The sequence below is a fragment of the Roseateles sp. AC306 genome (assembly GCF_979253795.1).
In genome coordinates this window covers 100859-117852 of the sequence record NZ_CEEDEB010000002.1, presented here as the reverse complement: position 1 = coordinate 117852, position 16994 = coordinate 100859, and the positions used below count along the sequence as shown (strand labels likewise).

The 16994-nt window shown below is 67.5% G+C and carries 17 protein-coding genes; 16 read left to right on the top strand and 1 reads right to left on the bottom strand.

The features are described 5' to 3' along the window. Positions 1-140: 140 nt before the first annotated feature. On the top strand, positions 141-815 hold the full coding sequence (locus AC0IZJ_RS05310; protein WP_471847402.1) for a PEP-CTERM sorting domain-containing protein: 675 nt from the start codon (positions 141-143) through the stop codon (positions 813-815). Positions 816-907: 92 nt separating this feature from the next. Here AC0IZJ_RS05310 and AC0IZJ_RS05305 read toward each other — a convergent pair whose 3' ends face one another. Then, a complete protein-coding gene (locus tag AC0IZJ_RS05305) occupies positions 908-1129 on the bottom strand; it encodes a hypothetical protein (RefSeq protein WP_471847400.1) in 222 nt (73 codons plus the stop codon). Positions 1130-1290: 161 nt separating this feature from the next. On the opposite strand from AC0IZJ_RS05305, the gene AC0IZJ_RS05300 reads away from it, so the two are divergent. The 15 genes from AC0IZJ_RS05300 to AC0IZJ_RS05230 all read left to right on the top strand — a co-directional run bounded on the left by AC0IZJ_RS05300 (position 1291) and on the right by AC0IZJ_RS05230 (position 16992). Next, a complete protein-coding gene (locus AC0IZJ_RS05300) occupies positions 1291-1431 on the top strand; it encodes a hypothetical protein (protein WP_471847398.1) in 141 nt (46 codons plus the stop codon). Between the two features lie 205 nt (positions 1432-1636). Further along, entirely contained in the window at positions 1637-4159 is a 2523-nt protein-coding gene (locus AC0IZJ_RS05295) for a phage protease (protein WP_471847396.1), read from the top strand. Positions 4160-4236: 77 nt separating this feature from the next. After that, positions 4237-4593 carry a hypothetical protein gene (locus AC0IZJ_RS05290; protein WP_471847394.1) on the top strand — a complete coding sequence of 119 codons (357 nt, stop codon included), beginning with the start codon at positions 4237-4239 and terminating at the stop codon, positions 4591-4593. Positions 4594-4645: 52 nt separating this feature from the next. Then, positions 4646-5233 carry a hypothetical protein gene (locus tag AC0IZJ_RS05285; protein ID WP_471847392.1) on the top strand — a complete coding sequence of 196 codons (588 nt, stop codon included), beginning with the start codon at positions 4646-4648 and terminating at the stop codon, positions 5231-5233. After that, a complete protein-coding gene (locus AC0IZJ_RS05280) occupies positions 5230-5805 on the top strand; it encodes a hypothetical protein (RefSeq protein ID WP_471847390.1) in 576 nt (191 codons plus the stop codon). The genes AC0IZJ_RS05285 and AC0IZJ_RS05280 overlap by 4 nt, the downstream gene beginning before the upstream one ends. Beyond that, complete coding sequence (locus tag AC0IZJ_RS05275; protein ID WP_471847388.1) at positions 5802-6221, top strand: hypothetical protein; 420 nt, start codon at positions 5802-5804, stop codon at positions 6219-6221. The genes AC0IZJ_RS05280 and AC0IZJ_RS05275 overlap by 4 nt, the downstream gene beginning before the upstream one ends. A 51-nt stretch (positions 6222-6272) precedes the next feature. Next, positions 6273-6428 carry a hypothetical protein gene (locus tag AC0IZJ_RS05270; RefSeq protein WP_471847386.1) on the top strand — a complete coding sequence of 52 codons (156 nt, stop codon included), beginning with the start codon at positions 6273-6275 and terminating at the stop codon, positions 6426-6428. A gap of 6 nt (positions 6429-6434) precedes the next feature. Then, positions 6435-7355 (top strand): phage tail tube protein, encoded by a 921-nt coding sequence (locus tag AC0IZJ_RS05265; RefSeq protein ID WP_471847384.1) that lies wholly within the window; start codon positions 6435-6437, stop codon positions 7353-7355. 10 nt (positions 7356-7365) lie between these two features. Next, positions 7366-7749, top strand: coding sequence for a hypothetical protein (locus AC0IZJ_RS05260; RefSeq protein WP_471847382.1), 384 nt, complete (start codon positions 7366-7368; stop codon positions 7747-7749). Between the two features lie 41 nt (positions 7750-7790). Beyond that, positions 7791-8153 carry a DUF1799 domain-containing protein gene (locus tag AC0IZJ_RS05255; RefSeq protein ID WP_471847380.1) on the top strand — a complete coding sequence of 121 codons (363 nt, stop codon included), beginning with the start codon at positions 7791-7793 and terminating at the stop codon, positions 8151-8153. Between the two features lies 1 nt (position 8154). After that, positions 8155-10938 (top strand): phage tail length tape measure family protein, encoded by a 2784-nt coding sequence (locus AC0IZJ_RS05250; protein ID WP_471847378.1) that lies wholly within the window; start codon positions 8155-8157, stop codon positions 10936-10938. A gap of 66 nt (positions 10939-11004) precedes the next feature. Continuing rightward, positions 11005-11607 (top strand): hypothetical protein, encoded by a 603-nt coding sequence (locus tag AC0IZJ_RS05245; protein WP_471847376.1) that lies wholly within the window; start codon positions 11005-11007, stop codon positions 11605-11607. Further along, positions 11604-12185 carry a hypothetical protein gene (locus tag AC0IZJ_RS05240; protein ID WP_471847372.1) on the top strand — a complete coding sequence of 194 codons (582 nt, stop codon included), beginning with the start codon at positions 11604-11606 and terminating at the stop codon, positions 12183-12185. The genes AC0IZJ_RS05245 and AC0IZJ_RS05240 overlap by 4 nt, the downstream gene beginning before the upstream one ends. Beyond that, positions 12185-12586, top strand: a complete 402-nt coding sequence (locus tag AC0IZJ_RS05235; RefSeq protein WP_471847370.1) for a DUF6950 family protein — start codon at positions 12185-12187, stop codon at positions 12584-12586. The genes AC0IZJ_RS05240 and AC0IZJ_RS05235 overlap by 1 nt, the downstream gene beginning before the upstream one ends. Beyond that, the gene (locus AC0IZJ_RS05230; RefSeq protein ID WP_471847368.1) at positions 12586-16992 is read left to right on the top strand and encodes a phage tail protein; all 4407 of its coding nucleotides are present in this window, start codon (positions 12586-12588) and stop codon (positions 16990-16992) included. The genes AC0IZJ_RS05235 and AC0IZJ_RS05230 overlap by 1 nt, the downstream gene beginning before the upstream one ends. The last annotated feature ends 2 nt before the right edge of the window (positions 16993-16994 follow it).

The following is a 16994-nucleotide window of genomic DNA, read 5'->3' as shown; positions in this document are numbered from 1 at the left end:
CGATCCCCTTCCCCTGCCTTTGCATCCATGGTCGCTGACCTGATCGGCTTTCCCAGCCCCCTCCGCGAATCCCATACTTGGCAATGGCTAACGTCATGATGCGGTGCAAGACTGAAGGCCCCCTCTATCGGAGCCTCCCTATGTCCGTCCTTCGCACCGCCCTTTCAGCCGTCACGGCTAGTTTGCTTGCCTCTGCGGCATCGGCCGCGTCGGTCACTCTCAACACACCCAATCCGCTAACCGTCACGTACGACGGGCCGACCTACGGTTTGGACCAGGTGACGTCTTGGTCGTGCCCGCTGCACCCACAGGCTACGTGCTTCTCCGCCTACCTCGTGCCGGTCGAAGACAAGGTCAAAGGCGTGCGGAGCTTTTCGTTCACGATGAGTGCGCCTGCTGCCCTCGACTTTCAACTTCAGTCCACCATCGTCAGTTACTTTCGTGCGGATCCGCTTGATGTGCAGCTGCGCTTCTCCTATCCGGTTCTCACGCACACGTACACGTTGACGGACCTCGACACACAGGCGGTGCTGCTCACGCAGTCGAAGACGGAGGGATTCTTCTACTTCGACATCGCTGCCCTGAATGTGAAGAGCCTGAGAATCGACGTGGCGCTGTCCGAAACCTCCGGCAACTTTCTTACCCCTTCGTTGGACCCCAGCTGCGCCGCGATTTCTTGCATGGTCGTTGGCAAAGATGAGGCCTATCTCAACGCCATCACGTTCACTGCATCAGTCCCTGAGCCGGCTACCTATGCGCTGTACGCCCTAGGCCTGGCCGGCGTGCTGGGTTGTTCCCGTCGCCGCAATGCCTAACCAGGGCCGCTTCGGCGGCCCTTTTCAGATCTCTGCCTGTGCGATCACCATTCCACAGCCCGCGGCCCGATGCTTCCAAGGCTCATAAAGCTTCAGTGCTTCGGCTTGCTCTCCTGCTCTAACCGCTCGACCATTTCTTGAACTACCAGGACAGCTGCAGCAGCCTTGCGCCCCGTGGCGGCATAGTCGGCGCGCAGCTCTGGGTTGTTCGGAGCGGCCTTCATTTCTTCAAGCAGCGCATCTCGTTCCTCCCGGATTGATTCCAGAACGAGCCGCGCCGCCTGCAGGCGGAGTATTAGTTTGCTGTCGGTCACGCTCGATTTTTGCACGCAGGGGTCTGAGGTTGGAGCCCGACACCCTTCCCAAGAACTGACCGTGGGAACGCCACTTGCCGCGACCGGCGATGACCGAACCATATATTTCCTCGGACTGGATACCCGGCGCAGAGACAAAGGAAGCGTTGATCGCTGCAGCGATGGCGCACCTTGACGCCTCAGGCGCCTCCGCAATGATGGTCCCGGTGCCTGGCACCACCCCGCCGCTTTTCGTGGCGCTGGGGACGCTGGACGCACTGCAGGACGCGCTGACAGCGCGGGCCAACCTGACAGACCACTAGGCCGGTCTCTTGGGCTTCAGCCGCCAGCGCTCGAGCAGCGAGGCGGCTTCCTGCTCCCCTGCATTTGTCGTGCGACGCGGAACACCATGGCTTCACTATGAAAGCCCTGGTTGTCTCCGACCCCGCTGGGTCTTCGGCGCTCCGGTCATCGCGACCGGGGCGCCACTTTTTGCTCGACGAAGGCAGTGACGCTGCACCTGGACGGGTGCGGTATCTGTCGACGCGCATCGAGCTGGCGGAGGGCGCCAAGACTTCGTGGGTGACCGTGACGCGCACGGGCTCGTTCACCGACCCGCGCTACGGCCGCTTCGACATCACGCCGACCATGCTTGCGCAGATGGTGGCGAACTTCGATGCGGGCGTGGTGGGTCAGGAGATCTTCACGGACGTTGCCCACAAGCCGCAGGACGGCTCGGCGGCGAAGTTCCTGAAACTGGCCGTGGTGGGCAACAAGCTGCGCGCGCTGGTGGAGTGGACGCCGTTCGGAATGGAAGCAGTGAGGGAGCGTGGTTTCGCGTACCTCTCGGCCGAGTTCCACGAGGACTGGCGCGACAACGAAAAGGGCGATGCACATGGATGTGTGCTGCTCGGCGCCGGCCTGACGACACGGCCGGTTATCAAGAACCTGGACCCGGTGCAACTGAGCACCGACCCCGACGCGGACGAGACGTATCGCCTCGCCGTGCATCCCCAACTGATCAAGTCCCTGGAGTTCGACATGAACAAGCACCTGCTCGCCCTGAAGACCAAACTGCTGTCGCTGGGCCTGACCGAAGAACAGATCCGCCCCATCCTGGCCGCTGCCGAGAAGCAGCTGGCCGCGCAGGCCGAGGACGAGGCCAAGTGCCTTGCCGTGGTCACAACCTTCGAAGCCGCCGGCGACATGCTGGCCGCCGAAGTGAAGCGCCTGGGCGGGTCATCTGGCGCAAGCATCACGCTGGCCATGGGCAACGGCCTCGACGCCGCCGGCGTGCAGGCCGAGGTGGCTCGGCTGCTGGCCGCCCAGGCCACGGCGGCCGCCGAGACAGCCGCGAAGCGCACCGCGAAGGCCAAGCTGCTGAGCGACACGATCGAGGCCGACACCACTCTGGACGCCGACACGCGCAAGCTGCTGGCCACCGAGGCCGGTACGCTGCTGAGTGACTTCATGACCGATGACCAGGTCAAGCAGCTGGCGACGATGCTGCTCAACCAGGCGCACAAGACCAGCGCCGCGATGCAGCTGGCCACGCTGGGCTTCCGCCCGGGTTCCGGCAGCGTGCACATCACGATCGAGGACAACACGCTCAAGTCCCTGCAGGAGAAGGTGGACGCGCGGCTGGGCTTCAAGGGCATGCCTGACTCCGAGCGCTACGCCCGCACGGGCGGCAAGCTGCTCGAGCAGAACAAGACCTACGCTGAGAAGTGCCTGGCGCAATTCGATGCGGAGCACGGCGCGCGCCTGGTGCAGGAGCACAAGATGCTGGCCGCCGGCACGGGCATGACGTCGGACACCTCGGTGCCGGCCATCTTCGAGCGCACGGTGCTGCGCGAGGCGCTCTACAACCTGGTGGGGCTGAACTTCGTCGACGTCGGCACCGTGGGCTTCGCCAACGTCGTCAACATCCCCTACAGCTACCGGGACCTGACGGCCGCCGGCACCGCGTCGCTGCGCACCTATGAGAACCAGCCGATCCAACGTGCTGGCGTCATCCAGACCAGCGAGGAAACGCGCCCCCTGCCGCAGAAGCTGGCCTACAAGCTGACCAAGGAAGTCCAGTACCTGTTGAACGCCTCGGCGATCGACTTCGACCCGCTGGCCGAGAACGTGCGCAACATCATCCGCATCGTGGGCGAGGACACCGACAAGGTGATCCAGAACGAGGTGGTGCGTTCGTCCGACGAGGCACTGGTGGGAGCGTTGAATGACGTGCTGACGGCGCAGGTCAATGGCGCGAACCGCGTGTTCGTCACCACTCAGTTCCCGATCGTGCGGCCGCGCAAGGTGTACGACCTGAAGGGCGTGCAGCAGGGCGCCACGGTCAACCCGCTGGTGGTGACGCTGAATGCCGTGCCGCGCGCCGAGTACACCGGCGGTGCGCTGGCCGCTGGCCTCTACTACGTGGCCGACTACAACCTGGGCGAGTTCCGCTTCGTCAATGAGGCTGGCGTGCTGCAGACCCCGACCAACGGCTGGGTGCTGAGCATCGTGGGCTCCTACTCGCAGAACGCGGCGAAGTTCAACATCGACATCCAGGCCAACCCGGACACCATCAACCTGGTGTACGACCGTGGCCTGACGCTGATCGGCAGCCGCAAGGTGGTGATCGAGAACGATCGCTACTACAACGCCAACATGCTGCTGATGAGCGGCGCCGTGGACAACGCGCTGGGCCAGGCCACCACCTTCCAGGCTAACGCCTCGCGGCCGGGCTACGGCCTGAACCCCGACGGCAGCCTGGCCATCATCAAGGGCATCCCGGCGTTCAACACCCGCGCGCCAGGCCTGGACACCGGTGACACGCGGATCGTCATCGGCCAGTCGCGCAACACGCGCTTCCGCATGATGAAGGCCTTCAGCATGCAAGGCACGCCGCAGCAGGCTCGAGACGGCAACGGCTTGTTCGTTGGCGCGGAGGAGAACTACGGCGATCAGTTCATCGTGTGCCACACGCCCACTCAGCTGAAGAACGCTAACACCTCGGTAATCCTGTACAGCGCCGCTGGCCGCATCGCCCGCGTTTCCTGACCTCATAACCCCCGCCGCAAAGTCGACCCCTGCCCGTCAAGGCGACGGGCAGGGTTGGACGGCAACAGGAGCAAGACATGGGCACCCGCTACGTTTCGAATGACACGGCCGAGGCGATCTTCGTCGGCGGCAAGATGATTGCGCCAGGCGACGGCCGCGAGGTTGACGAGGCGGGCCTTCCGCCGCTCGACGTTGCCGAGCCTGAGCCTGAGCCGGACCGCGCAAACGCGCCGGCCTGGCCGGAGCAGCTGGTCGAGCTGCAGAGGCTCAGCGTGGCCAAGATCAAGGAACGCCTGGCCGAGCTGAGCCGCGAGGACCTGGAGACGTTGGCGAAGATCGAGGAGACGGGCGAGCCGCCGCGCGTCACCGTGCTGGACGCCATCGCGGCGGCGCAGCTCAAGCGGGCCAGCGACGCCGCCGGCGCGCCGACCTGAGGAGCGCAGCCCCGTGGCCGGCACGATGAGCCAGGTGGATCTCGTGGAGGACTTGAAAAGGTCTCTCCACGATTCCGCGTCGGTGTTCAACGCTGCCAGCGACGGCGACTGGAAGCGGCTGCTAGGCATCGCAGCCCAGGCCATGCAAGACAAGCGGCCGCGCACGAAGTTGGGCACGGTGCTGTTGACAGCGGACGTCGACGTGTACGCGCTCGATGCGCTGCCGGACTTCGTGCAGCTCAAGTCGCCGCTGTGGGGCCTGCGGGCACCGATCAAGCCCTGGGAGCCGGGATACCCTGGCGCGCTACCCCGGCACCGCGTAGAGGGCCAGGCGGCGGCTTGGCAGCTGTGCTTCGAGCCGGCGCCTACGGCCCTGCACCTTGCCGCGCATGGCAGCACGTTCCGCTTCTGGTTTTTCGCGCAGCACTTGGTGGGCGAGACGGAAGCAGCCACCACCATCGGGGCCGCTGACCGGCCGCTGCTGCTGCTGCGCGCGCAGGCGGAGGCCATGCGCGAGCTGACGATGCGCAACATCAACAAGCCGGTGGGCGTGCGCGACGGCTTCAGTGGCACGCCGCGCAACAGCACTCCTGCGGCGCTGTATCAGCAGCTGCTGCGCGAGTGGCAGGACGCGCGGTGAGCATCCAGCACAACGCGCCCGAGGTGGCGCGCCGGTACCGGAATGCGGAGTCGGCCATCCGCATCAGCTTGCGCGCCGAGCTGGACGGCCTGGCGCCGGCGATTGCGGCGCGCATGCGGATCGAGGCGCCGAAGTTCCGCACCACGTTGACGAACAGCACCCGCGCCGATCCGGACGGCGGCTACAGCTGGTTCATCGGCCCGCATGAGGACTATGCGCTGCCCGTGGAGAAGGGCCGTAAGCCGGGCAAGGGTCTGCCGCGCTTCTTCGACCCGGCCGCGGCTGGCATCGTGGCGTGGCTCCGGGCCAACCAGCGCAACGGCAGCGCGGCCGGCCCTGTCATGCCGTGGACGCGCCTGGGCCGAACGGGTAGCGCGCGCCGCCAGGAGCAGGAGCTGGATCTCCGCGACAGGTACATGGCGCTGAGCCGGCACGTCAAGCTGAAGGGCCTGCGGGCCCACCCCTACGTCAAGCCGACGGCCGACGCGTTCCGGCCTGTTGTTCACAACAGGTTGACCGGCGCCGTGCAGCGCGGCGTGGCGGCATTCAACGCGCAGCGGAGCACGAAGTGAACCTCTGCGAGCAGGCCATGGCGGCCGCGAAGGTCGACCTGGCGGCGTTCCTGCCGGCGCGGCAGGTGATGCGCGGGTTACAGGACCTGGGCGTCATCGGCGACGAGGCGCTGCGGGCTGGCGTTTTCACGCTCATCTCAGAGGGCGCCGGCAACTTCAACGGCGTGGTGGGGCACGAGAACGACCAGGGCACGCAGGACTTCGCCATCGTGGCCTATCTGCTGGCGCCTGAGGGCGCCACCACCGAGGAACTGGAGCAGCTCGAGCACGCAGCAACGGCCGAGATCCTGGCCTGGTGCCAGAAGGCCAAGCCGGCGCCGCTCGACGCCGTCTACGTGAAGCGCATCACCTTCAGTCGCGGCCTGGAATGCCCAGTGGGCTGGGTGGCGGCGGAGCTGCAGGCCCTCTACATCTGACGCAACCAGGAGAACACCATGGCGCTTCGCCCAAAGCCGAAAGCCCAAGCCGTGACTGCAACCACACCGACCCCTGGCGAAGCGCCAGCAACTGCCGCCGCAGGGCCACTGCCGAGCACCGGCGGCTGCTGGGTCCGCCTGCCTGACGGCACGCTGGCGCGCGACTACGACGAGCACCCGGACGAAGCGCCGGACCCACAGGAGTAAGCCGCCATGAAAGCCAAGCTGCAGATGCTGCTGGCCAAGGTCGAGACGACCTATGCCACGGATCCCACGCCCACCGCGGCGGCCAACTGGGTGGCTGCCCAAGACATCGACTGCAACCCTGTCGAGATGCAGACCGACGACCAGTCGACCGTGAGCAACACGTTCGGCATGGACGAGAAGATCGTGGCGGCCATCTCGTCGACGCTGAGCTTCGACGTGCCGCTGCGCGGCTCGGGCGCCGCCGGCACCGCGCCCAACTTCGACGTGCTGCTGCGCGCCTGCGGCATGGCCAAGGTGACGACGGCCAGCGTGAGCGTCGTCTACAGCCCCGTGGACAGCGGCGATGAGAGCGCCACGATCTATTGGTACATGGACGGCGTGCTGCAGAAGATGACCGGCCTGCGCGGCACCTTTGAGCTGAAGTACAACGCCAAGAAGCAGGCGCTGATCAGCTTCAAGTTCACCGGTCTGCGCTCGCCCATGACCGACAGCGGCGGTATCCCGGCGCCGACGCTGCCCACGCTGCCGCGCCCGCTGGCTGTGAACAAGGCGAACACCACGCTGAGCTTCGACGGCTACGCGGCCTTCATGAGCTCGCTCGGCCTGGCAGCGGGGAACGACGTCCAGTACCGCAACCTGACTGGGCGCGAAGACGTCACGATCGTGGACCGCGCGAGCACCTGCAGCTGCAACATCGAGCTGCCGCTGGTAGCCACGAAGAACCTGCTCGGCGCGGGTGGCCTGATCAGCGACGCCCTGGCAGCGCCGCTTTCCGTCGCTCACGGCGCAGCCGCGGGCAACATCGTCACGCTGGCCGTGACCAAGGCGCAGTTCTTCAAGCCCAAGCTGAGCAATGAGCAGGGCCAGGCCATGCTCGCCTGCGAAGGCAACGTGGTGCGCAACGCCTTCACGCTCAGCTTCACCTGAGGCCCATGTCATGAGTCAGACCCAAGCCCCGTTGCCCGCGTTCGTCCTCGGCGCTGCATTGCCTGCCTTCCTTTGGACCGTCAGGGTGCCGCTGGTGGCGGACGACGATTACCGCTTCGCCTCTTTGCCGCTCCAGTTCCAGGCCGTCGACCAGACCGAGCTGGACCGCTTCAACGGCATCGGCCTGGCCAAGGATGAGGCGCCGCTGAGCGATGCCGACATCGCCAGGCGGGTGGTAGTGGGTTGGCCAGCGCTGACGAACGCCGCGGGTGAGGCAGTGCCATTCAGCGCCACGGCGTTGGACTACCTGCTCACCTCGCCAATGGTTCGGCAAGCCATCGTGAGCACCTATGTGGGCGTCATGAGAGGCGTTGCCGCCAGAAAAAACGCGTAGACGCCGCCCGCCGCTGGGTGGCTGAGCAGCGGCGCAGCCAGGTGGAAGACCAGCGCGGCGCCGAGCTTGAAAAGTTCGGTGTGGATCCCGACAAAGCGGCCGCCTGGCTGGCGCAGCAGGATTGCGTGGACGAGGACGAGGAGGACGGCGAGACCACGCCGCCCGACCTGCTCGCCGGCGGCCCGCCGTTCGTCGTGTGGCCCGAGAACTGGCCGGTGCTGAACCTGTTCATCCGACTGGAAACCCAGTGGCGCAAGGATTGGAGCGGGCGCCTGCAGGGCTTGCGGTACGACGCGGCCGAGGTGGTGATGCGGCTGGGCGGCTTCAAGAAGAAGCGGCGGCTCTTCGGCCATCTGCAGGAGATGGAGAACGCAGCGCTCAGTGCGATGGAAAAGGGGGCCTGACATGGCTGGCAACACCGAGGACCTGGGGATACGGCTGAGCGCTACCGGCGTGCCGGAAACCACCTCAGGCATCAACCTGGCGGGCCAGGCGGTCGAGAACCTGGGCAAGAAGGCGGACGGCGCCAAGCCAGCGTTGGACCGCCACACGCAGGGGGTGGATCGCGCTGGAGTCTCGGCCAAGCAGACGGCGGCCGCCTGGCGGATGCTGCCCGCGCAGCTCTCCGACATCACCACGCAGCTGACCGCTGGCACGCCGGTTTGGATGGTGGCCATTCAGCAGGGGCCGCAGATCAAAGACGCGTTCGGTGGCATCGCGCCGATGTTCCGGGAGATGGCTGGCGCACTGACGCTGGGGCGAGTGGCGATGGGCGGCGCCGCAGCTGGGGCTGGCCTGCTGCTGGCCGCGCATGTGCAGGGCCAGCGCGAAGCGCACGCCTACACACAGGCCATCGTGATGAACGGCAATGCCCTTGGCACAACGCGGGGCGAGCTGGCCAGCATGGCGGCCGAGGTGAGCAAGAGCGTGGGCACGCAGGGCCAGGCGGCCGAGGCGATAGCTGCCCTTGCCGCATCGGGCGAGATCGCGCGGGCCAACCTGCAGGCCTTCACCGCGACCGCCGTGAACATGGACCGTGAGCTGGACAGACCAGTCACAGAGACCGCGGCCAGGTTTGAGGAGCTCGGCCGCGCCCCGTTGGAAGCCAGCCTGCGGCTCAACCGAGGGCTGAACTACCTCACGGCCGCCACCTATGACCACATCCGCGCGCTACAGGCAGAGGGCAAGTTCAGTGAGGCGGGGGCAGTGGCCCAGCAGGCCTATGCCGCCGCGATGGACGAGCGCACGACGAAGTTGCGCGATGACCTGGGCTGGATCGCTCGCGGCTGGCGCGCCGCTGGCGACGCGGCCAAGGGTGCATGGGATGCTTTTGCCGACATCGGCCGGCCTAGCGTCGTGGAGAAGAAGCTGGCGGACGCGCGCGAAGGGATCGGCCTGATCCAGCGCATGTTCAACCTCATGCAAGGCGGTGCCGCTGCGCAGGCGGCCTGGGTGAATGCCGCCCCTCCAGCGCAGTCTGGGAGCGCAGAGGACGCGGAGGAAGTGGCCAAACGCAAGCAGGAACTGCGCGACAGGGAGCGAGCCAACGTCGAAGCCGGGATCACCATCGAGCTTGCGCAGGCCGGCGCGGCTGCGGTACAGCGACAGGCACAAGCGGCCCAGGACCTGGCACGCTCTCAAGCCACAGCGACGCGCCGGCAGAGCGTGCTCGCGGCCGAGATGGCGACGCTGGAGGATCTGCGCAACCGAGACGGTGCGAGCCTGGCCGACTACTACGAACGGAGGGCCGCGCTGGAGCGCGAAGGCCTGGCCGTAGAGGTGGCCAACGTCGACGCCGAGATGGTTGCTGCCCGGCGCCAGGCAGACGCACGCAAGAAGGCGCTGGACGTCCAGATCTCGGCGGAAAGCCGGCGTCAGGCGGAGAACCCCGCCGAGCAGGCTCAGCAGCAGGCGCGGATGCTCGACCTGGCCGGGCAGCGAGTCGCCTTGGAGATCGACGCGGAGACGCGGCTTATCGAGCTGCGTGCACAGCGGGCCCGCCTGGCGGCTCAACAAAGCGAAGCTGACGTGGCGGGACAGCGTGGCGTTGCGAACGCCAGTGCGCAGGCGACCGATCGCATGCTCGACGACATTGAGCGCCGGCGCCAGTCCCTGGCGCAGCTCAACGACCAGCAGCGCCAGGCCAACGCGGCCGCGGCGGCGGACCTGATCGCCGACCCCTATGCCCGCGCCACGGCGAAGGCCCGCCTCGACATCGAGGAGCTGAACCGTTTCTACGCCGAGCAGCTCTCCGGGCTGAAGGCGCGCCTGCCTGGACTGGAGACGGCAGACCCTGACCAGGCCGCGGCCGTGCGCGAGCAGATCCTGACGGCTGAACAGCAGAAGAACGACGCCATCGTTCTGCGCGCCAAGCAGTTGACCGAGGAGCTGAAGCCTGAATGGGCCAAGCAGCTGGACGCCTGGGATGACCATGTGCGGCTGATGCGCGAGAGCTTCGACGAGTTCCAGAACGGGTGGCTGGCCAGCGGCCGCTCGGCCTGGGCCGAATACATGCGTACCGGCAAGCTGAGCCTGGCCAGCATGGGCGACTTCGTGCGCCAGCAGGCAGGCGACCTGTTCTTCAAGCAGGTAATTGCCAAGCCGCTGTCACAGGTGGGCGGCGGCATTGCGGAGCTGCTCGGCCTGGGCGGCGGTGCTGGCGACACAGCCGAGACCGCGGCGCGGACCCTGAACACCTCAATGCTCCAGGCCAACACCGCGGCGCTGATGCAGGTGGCTGCGGCGCTGGGCGTGGAAGCGGCGAGCGGTGCGGGCGGCGGCGTCGCGTCTGCCGCAGGCAGCATGGCAGGCGCCGGCAGCGGCGTGTGGAGCATGCTGGGCGATGTGGCCCAGGGGCTGTTCACGAACAGTGGCCTGCTGGGCGGCTTGGCCTCGGGCGGCCGCGCCGGCGCGGGCAGCCTGCACGAAGTGAACGAAGAGGGCCCCGAGCTGCTGACGGTGAACAACCGCACCTACCTGATGATGGGCGGGAAGGACGGCTTCGTGACGCCGAACGGCGGCGCGCCGAGCAGCCGGCAGCAGGCCGGCGGCGGCACGAGCATCCTTTACGCGCCTCAGATCAACATCGATGCGCGCACTGACCAGGCGCAAGTGCAGCAGCTCGTTTCGCGGGCCGTGCGCAGTGGCCACGTGGAGCTGCTGGACATGATGAACCGGCGACAGGCCTGAGCACGGGCCTGGGACGGGCTTGAAGGCCCCTGCATTTGTCGGCGCTGCCGGGCCAGCATGCCGGGCATGCAGACCTTCGACTGGCCCGAACCCCTGCGCCCCGCTTCGGTTGAGTGGGGGCTGATCGTGCCCCAACTCACCGGGCGCAGCGCGTTCGATGGCTCCAGCTATGCGGAGACGATGGGTGCGCCGCGTTGGAAGTTCAGCATCACGCTGGGCCCGCGCAAGCTGAGCGAGATGCCAGGTTGGGAGGCGCACATCGACCGGCTGCGCGGCCGCGTGAACCGTACGAGGGCTTGGGACTGGCGGCGTGAGGCGCCGTTGGGCGTGGCCACCGGAGCGCCGACTGTGCGCGTCGCCAGCGCGGGCAGCTCTCTCCAGCTGCAAGGCTGGACGGCCAGCACCGCGGGCATCCTGCTGGCGGGCAGCTACTTCGCCGTCAATGGTGAGCTGAAGAAGCTCAGCGTGTCCATGAACAGCGACGCCGACGGTCGCTGCGTGGCGCTGTTCGAACCACCGTTGCGAGCACAGGCGGCGGTAGGCGCAGCGTTGACGCTCGTGAAGCCGACGAGCACTTTCATCATGACCACAGAGCCACCGATCTGGGGCCAGGCCGGCGCCAAGGTGAAGGACCTGACGCTGACCTTTGAAGAGGACATGCGGCCATGACGACCCGCGACGAAGCGCTGGCAGCGCCGCATGCCGCCCCGTTGCTGCTGATCCAGATGGACTTCACGACGGGCACGCAACGCGTCACGAACTGGACGCACTCTCGCGACCACTTCGGATACACGTGGCAGGGCCTGGGCCCGGTGGTGGGTGTGAGCGTCGTGTCCCAAGCCGAGGAGCTGCAATACCCGGCCGTGGACGTGCAGCTGAACGTGGCCAACTCGGCGACGCTGGCGCTGGCCTTGGGGCCCTCGGCGCCCTACCGGGGCCGACCGATCACGATCTGGCAGGGGCTGCTGGACGATGACCTGCAGCCCGCCGGCGACCCCGAGGTGATCTGGGCGGGGCTGATGGACCAGGTGCGGTTCAAGACCGGCACCGGTGAGGCCGACGACGACGCGGCCGCGGTGATGCGCTGCGAAATGCCGGGCCGCGACACGCGGGCGGCATCGTCGCTGCGCCTGACGCATGCGCAGCACATCGCGCGCCATCCGGGCGACACCTTCCTGAGCCGGCAGGAACGAATGATCGGGCAGCCGCAGGTGTGGCTGACCAAGCGCTTCCAGACGAGGGACTGATGGCGCGCGTTCTCAACTGGGCCCATGCGCTGAGCGCGCTGATGCTGAGCCGCTCGGACGCGCCGTTTGCGTGGGGCACGAACGACTGCGCAAGCTTTGCGGCGGACGCGGTGCTGGCCGTGCGAAACCTGGACCTGCTGGCCGAGCTGCGCGGGCCGAGGCGCAGCGTGCATGCAGCGCTGCGGCAGTCACAGGCCATTGGCGGGATCCCGGCTGCGATCGCGAGGGCCGGCCTCGAGGAGATCGCGCCGACGCTTGCGCAGCGCGGTGACCTGCTGTGGCTGGCGCAGGGGGCTGAGCATGTGCTGTCGGTGTGCTGGGGCGAACTGGCGGCGGCGCCGGGGCCGACGGGGCTGGCGTTCGAGCCGGCAGCGCGGGCAGTGCGGGCGTGGCGGGTCTGATGCGCTGGCTGCTACTCCTGCTGTTGGCAGTGCCCGGCGCAGCCATGGCCATGCCACCGCTGCTGGCGGTGGCTGTGTACGCGGCTGCGGCCGCAGCGGCCTACATCACGGTGGCGCAGGCGGTGATCATGATCGCCGTCACGGTCTACGGCGCTGTCTCGTCCCGCGAGGCGGCCAGGCGGGCACGCAACCAGTCGCGCGACGCCTACAACGCGAACCTGCAGGACCGCACGGTCAACATCATGTCGACGCAGGCACCGTGGCAGATCGTGTACGGCGAGGCCGTGGTGGGTGGCACCGTCCACGCCACGCTTACGACTGGGGACAAGGATCAGTTCAAGCACGTGGTGATCGTGTGGGCGGCCCACGAGTGCGATGCCATCACGGACTTCCTGATCAACGGCGTGTCGGTGGGCACGCTCGACTCAGACGGCAACGTCGTCTCAGGCGACTACTACGAAGATGGCACGAGCGTTACCACCACCACGGTGACGCTGGACGGCGCGGGCCACGCCACGCTGGAAGACGAGGTGCCTGATGGCTTTGCGCACTGGTTGGGCTGGAACCGCGTGGTGTCGCTGCGCGAAGCCGGCGTGGAGGGTGGGCCGGTGCTGGGGCCGGCTCAGGTGTCGGTGGCCGGCAACGCGCTGGCGGTGGGTGCTGGCCAGGTGGCCGCGTGGGCCGGCAAGACGGTGCGGGTGACGCTGGACTCCGGTACCGGCTCATCGCGACTGCGGGTGCGGCACCATTTGGGCACAGCCGACCAGTCTGCCGACGCACTGACGGTGGCCGAGTGCTACCCCGACTGGACCTGGGATGACCGCGGGCTGGGACTTTGCTACAGCGTCGTGCGGCTGGACCTGAACAAGCCGGAATTTCAGGGCGGCCCGCCGCAGATGACTGCGCGGGTGCGCGGCCGCAAGATCCTCGACCGGCGTACTGGCGTGACGGCCTGGACGGACAACAACTCACTTTGCATTGACGACTTCCTTCAGGCGGAGTGGGGCAAGCGCGCGTTGGCCAGCCAGGTGGTGGAGAGCAGCGTGATTGCCTCCGCCAATGTGTGCGACGAGGGCCTGACGCTGCACCCTGGTGAGAAGCGCTACACCTGCAACGGCGCCTTCACGACGGACAGCAACCCCGACACGACGCTGACCGAGCTGTGCCAGAGCATGGCGGGCTTCGCCACCTATACCGGCGCCTGGCACCTTCAGGCCGGCGCGTGGACGGCACCGGTGATGGACCTGGGCGACGCGCAGAACGCGGGCTCGGTGGAAGGCGTGGCCGACGAGTCGCAGCTGGCTGCCTTCAACGGCGTGCGCGGGCAGTTCTACGACCCGGAGCGCCAGAACCAGCTGACCGACTTCGTGCCGTACCAAAACGCGGCCTACGTGGAGGCGGACGGCGAAGAGCTGTGGACGCCGCTGAACCTACCGTTCACGAATGCCGGCTGGCGGGCGCACAACCTGGCGCGGATCCACACTGAGCGCGCGCGCGGCAGGACATTGGTGGTGCCATGCAAGCGCATCGCGCTGAAGCTGCGGACCGGCAACCGCGTGCGCTACAGCAATTCGGTGCTCCAGATGACCAACGCGGGGTTTCGGGTTGAGAAGCGGGACTACCGGCTGGGCCAGCCGGTGACGCTGACGCTGGCGCAGGACGTCGAGGCGTCCTATGACGAGGTGGACGATCCGCCGGCGGCGCTGGAGTCGCCGGCGTTCCACCAAGCCAACCCATACGTGGTGGCCCCGGTGATTGACCTGGTGGTGGAGAGCGGCACGGCCACGCTGGTGCAGCAGGCAGACGGCGCGATCGTGAGCCGGGTGCGGGTGAACTGCGATGCCAGCGAGGAAGCGCTGGTGCTGAACGGCGGGGCGCTGCAGATCGAATACCGGCGCGACCAGGACGCGGCCTGGCAGCGCGCGCCGGAGGCCAGTGGGGCGGCCACGGAAGCCTTCCTGCTGGGGCTGGAGGAGGGCCAGCTCTTCATCGTGCGAGCGCGGTGGCGCAACAGCATCGGCGTGGCGAGCGACTGGCGCAGCCAGGCGGTGCTGCACCTGGGCAAGCTGCTGGCCCCCGCTGCTGTCGCTGGCCTGGCAGCGGCCGTGATGCCCGGTGGCATGCGGATCACGCGGACGCCGAGCACGGAACTGGACTTCGCGAAAACTCTGTACCGGCATGGCGCGAGCTGGGCGGCGGGCACGCCGATCCCTGGCACCAGCGATGAGCGGGGCTGCTGGTGGCCTTGGCCTGCGCCGGGCACCTACACGATCTGGGCAGCGGATGTGGACCGCAGTGGGCTGCGGGGCGACCCTGTGAGTTATGGGCCGGTGGCGGTGAGCAGTGCCGCGTTGTCGCCGGCAAATTCGGCGTTGGGGATCATGCTGAACGTCAACGACTTCGCGGGGGCGGTCAACTACAGCGAGGCGTACATCCATGGCCGGAACAGCTCGGGCGCTGCTGTCGACGCGCCAGGTGCCATCCTGATCAACGGCTTGGCCACGACAGTGCCGAACGGCCAACTCAACACCAACCTCGGCCCGGTCGCGGGCTACATCGTCTGGGACAGCGCCGGCGCCACCTTCGTCACTGGCCCAGGCCTGCGCCACTACGTGATGGCCCGGCGCCGCGCAGGCGTCTGGGAGTTCGACGACAACGCGGCCACGGGCGGCGGGTGGAGCGCGTTCACTCCTGCAGCCACGCACTGGATCATCGGAACGCTGGAGAGCGCCTCGCCGGACACCGGCAACCCCGGCAGCGGGCCGGCGCTGGTGGCGGCCAGCATCTGGGCTGCGGCGAGCACATTGAACTCAATCGGCGTGCTCGGTGATACGGCGAACTGGACAGACGTGGACGGCCGGCCGGCTGATGACGCCATCCGCAACAACATGATTGACGTGAGCTGGTGGAAGCAGGGCGCCGCCATTCCGTGGGCGTTCAACGGTGAAGAGAACTTCATCTACACCACGGACGTCGTCGGCGGGGCCGGCCCACGCGGCGGCAGCGACGTGGTCTGGTATGCCCGCGAAGCGACGGGTGACGGCAACTCGGGCGGCGGCTGGGACGCTGCCAACACGCTGACGCTTGACCCTAGCAAGACACATCGCTTTGTCGTGCCAATCAAGGTGCGTGACACTGGCTTGCATGGCTCCGCCTACTGGGGCGTACAGGCCAGCTCGGTGTGCGACCTGAACGGCACCGACACCCACGGAAATCCGTATTTCGCTGTTGGCGCGCGCGACGCCATGTCCACCGACCGTTGGTATCTGTTCGTTGGTTTCGTCTTTCCCTTCGGGAGCACCAATAACAGCCACTCGGGCGCCGGGATCTACGACTGCAAGACAGGTGCCACTGTTCAAGCTGGCAACAACTGGAACCACTCTGCGGCCGGCGCGGCGGGGCATCGCGCTTACCAGTACTACGCCGGCCCCGATGCCACTCAGCTCTTTGGCCGACCGATGGTCAACGTGGTCGACGGCACCGAGCCCAGTCTGCGCGAGTACTTCGAGGCCGATGCCGTTCTCAACAGCGCGCTCGTGCCGGCCATTGCGGCCGCGGCCGAGGCGGCGGCTGATGCCCTTGAAGCGGCAGCCAACGCCCAGGCCAGCGCGGACGGAAAGATCCAGAGCTTCCATCAGGACACGGCGCCGAGCGGCCAGGGGGAGAGCGAAGGCGACATCTGGTTCGACACGAACGACGGGAACAAGCAGCACGTCTATGTGACCGGCATCTGGGTCGTCGCCGCTGACACGCGCATCGGCGACGCCATCGCGGCGGCGGCCGGCGCGCAGGCGACAGCAGATGGCAAGGTCAACACCTTCTTCCAGGCGGGCGCACCCACAGCAGAGAGCGTTGGCGACCTTTGGGTGGACAGCGACGACAGCAACAAGTCGTACCGCTGGAGCGGCAGCGCCTGGGTGAGCGTGAGAGATGGCGGCATAGCGCTGGCCATCTCCAATGCCGCCACGGCGCAATCGACTGCCGACGGCAAGATCCAGAGCTTCCACCAGGACACGCCGCCGAGTGGCCAGGGTGAGAGCGAAGGCGACATCTGGTTCGACACCAACGACGGCAACAAGCAGTACGTCTATGTGACGGGCATCTGGGTTGTCGCTGCCGACACCCGCATCGGCGACGCCATCCTGGCCGCAGCTGGCGCGCAGGCAACGGCCGATGGCAAGGTGACGACGTTTTACGCATCGAGCGCGCCGACGGCGGAGGGGGTTGGTGACCTCTGGTTCAACACCACCGACGGCCGGGTGAAGCGCTGGAACGGCAGCACCTGGGTGTCCCAGAGCGTCATCGGCGCCGGCGACGTTGACACCGGCCAGCTGGCCGACTCAGCGGCCACCGTGGTGACGGTGTTCGCGGACGCCACCGGCGTTGCCTACTCAAACTTCGGCTGACC

Bases quoted from the DNA above. Each gene is read 5' to 3' on its own strand.
- AC0IZJ_RS05235 (WP_471847370.1), top strand. From the start codon at position 12,185: ATGGCGCGCGTTCTCAACTGGGCCCATGCGCTGAGCGCGCTGATGCTG.
- AC0IZJ_RS05260 (WP_471847382.1), top strand. From the start codon at position 7,366: ATGAGTCAGACCCAAGCCCCGTTGCCCGCGTTCGTCCTCGGCGCTGCA.
- AC0IZJ_RS05265 (WP_471847384.1), top strand. From the start codon at position 6,435: ATGAAAGCCAAGCTGCAGATGCTGCTGGCCAAGGTCGAGACGACCTAT.
- AC0IZJ_RS05230 (WP_471847368.1), top strand. From the start codon at position 12,586: ATGCGCTGGCTGCTACTCCTGCTGTTGGCAGTGCCCGGCGCAGCCATG.
- AC0IZJ_RS05310 (WP_471847402.1), top strand. From the start codon at position 141: ATGTCCGTCCTTCGCACCGCCCTTTCAGCCGTCACGGCTAGTTTGCTT.
- AC0IZJ_RS05245 (WP_471847376.1), top strand. From the start codon at position 11,005: ATGCAGACCTTCGACTGGCCCGAACCCCTGCGCCCCGCTTCGGTTGAG.
- AC0IZJ_RS05290 (WP_471847394.1), top strand. From the start codon at position 4,237: ATGGGCACCCGCTACGTTTCGAATGACACGGCCGAGGCGATCTTCGTC.
- AC0IZJ_RS05240 (WP_471847372.1), top strand. From the start codon at position 11,604: ATGACGACCCGCGACGAAGCGCTGGCAGCGCCGCATGCCGCCCCGTTG.
- AC0IZJ_RS05300 (WP_471847398.1), top strand. From the start codon at position 1,291: ATGGCGCACCTTGACGCCTCAGGCGCCTCCGCAATGATGGTCCCGGTG.
- AC0IZJ_RS05250 (WP_471847378.1), top strand. From the start codon at position 8,155: ATGGCTGGCAACACCGAGGACCTGGGGATACGGCTGAGCGCTACCGGC.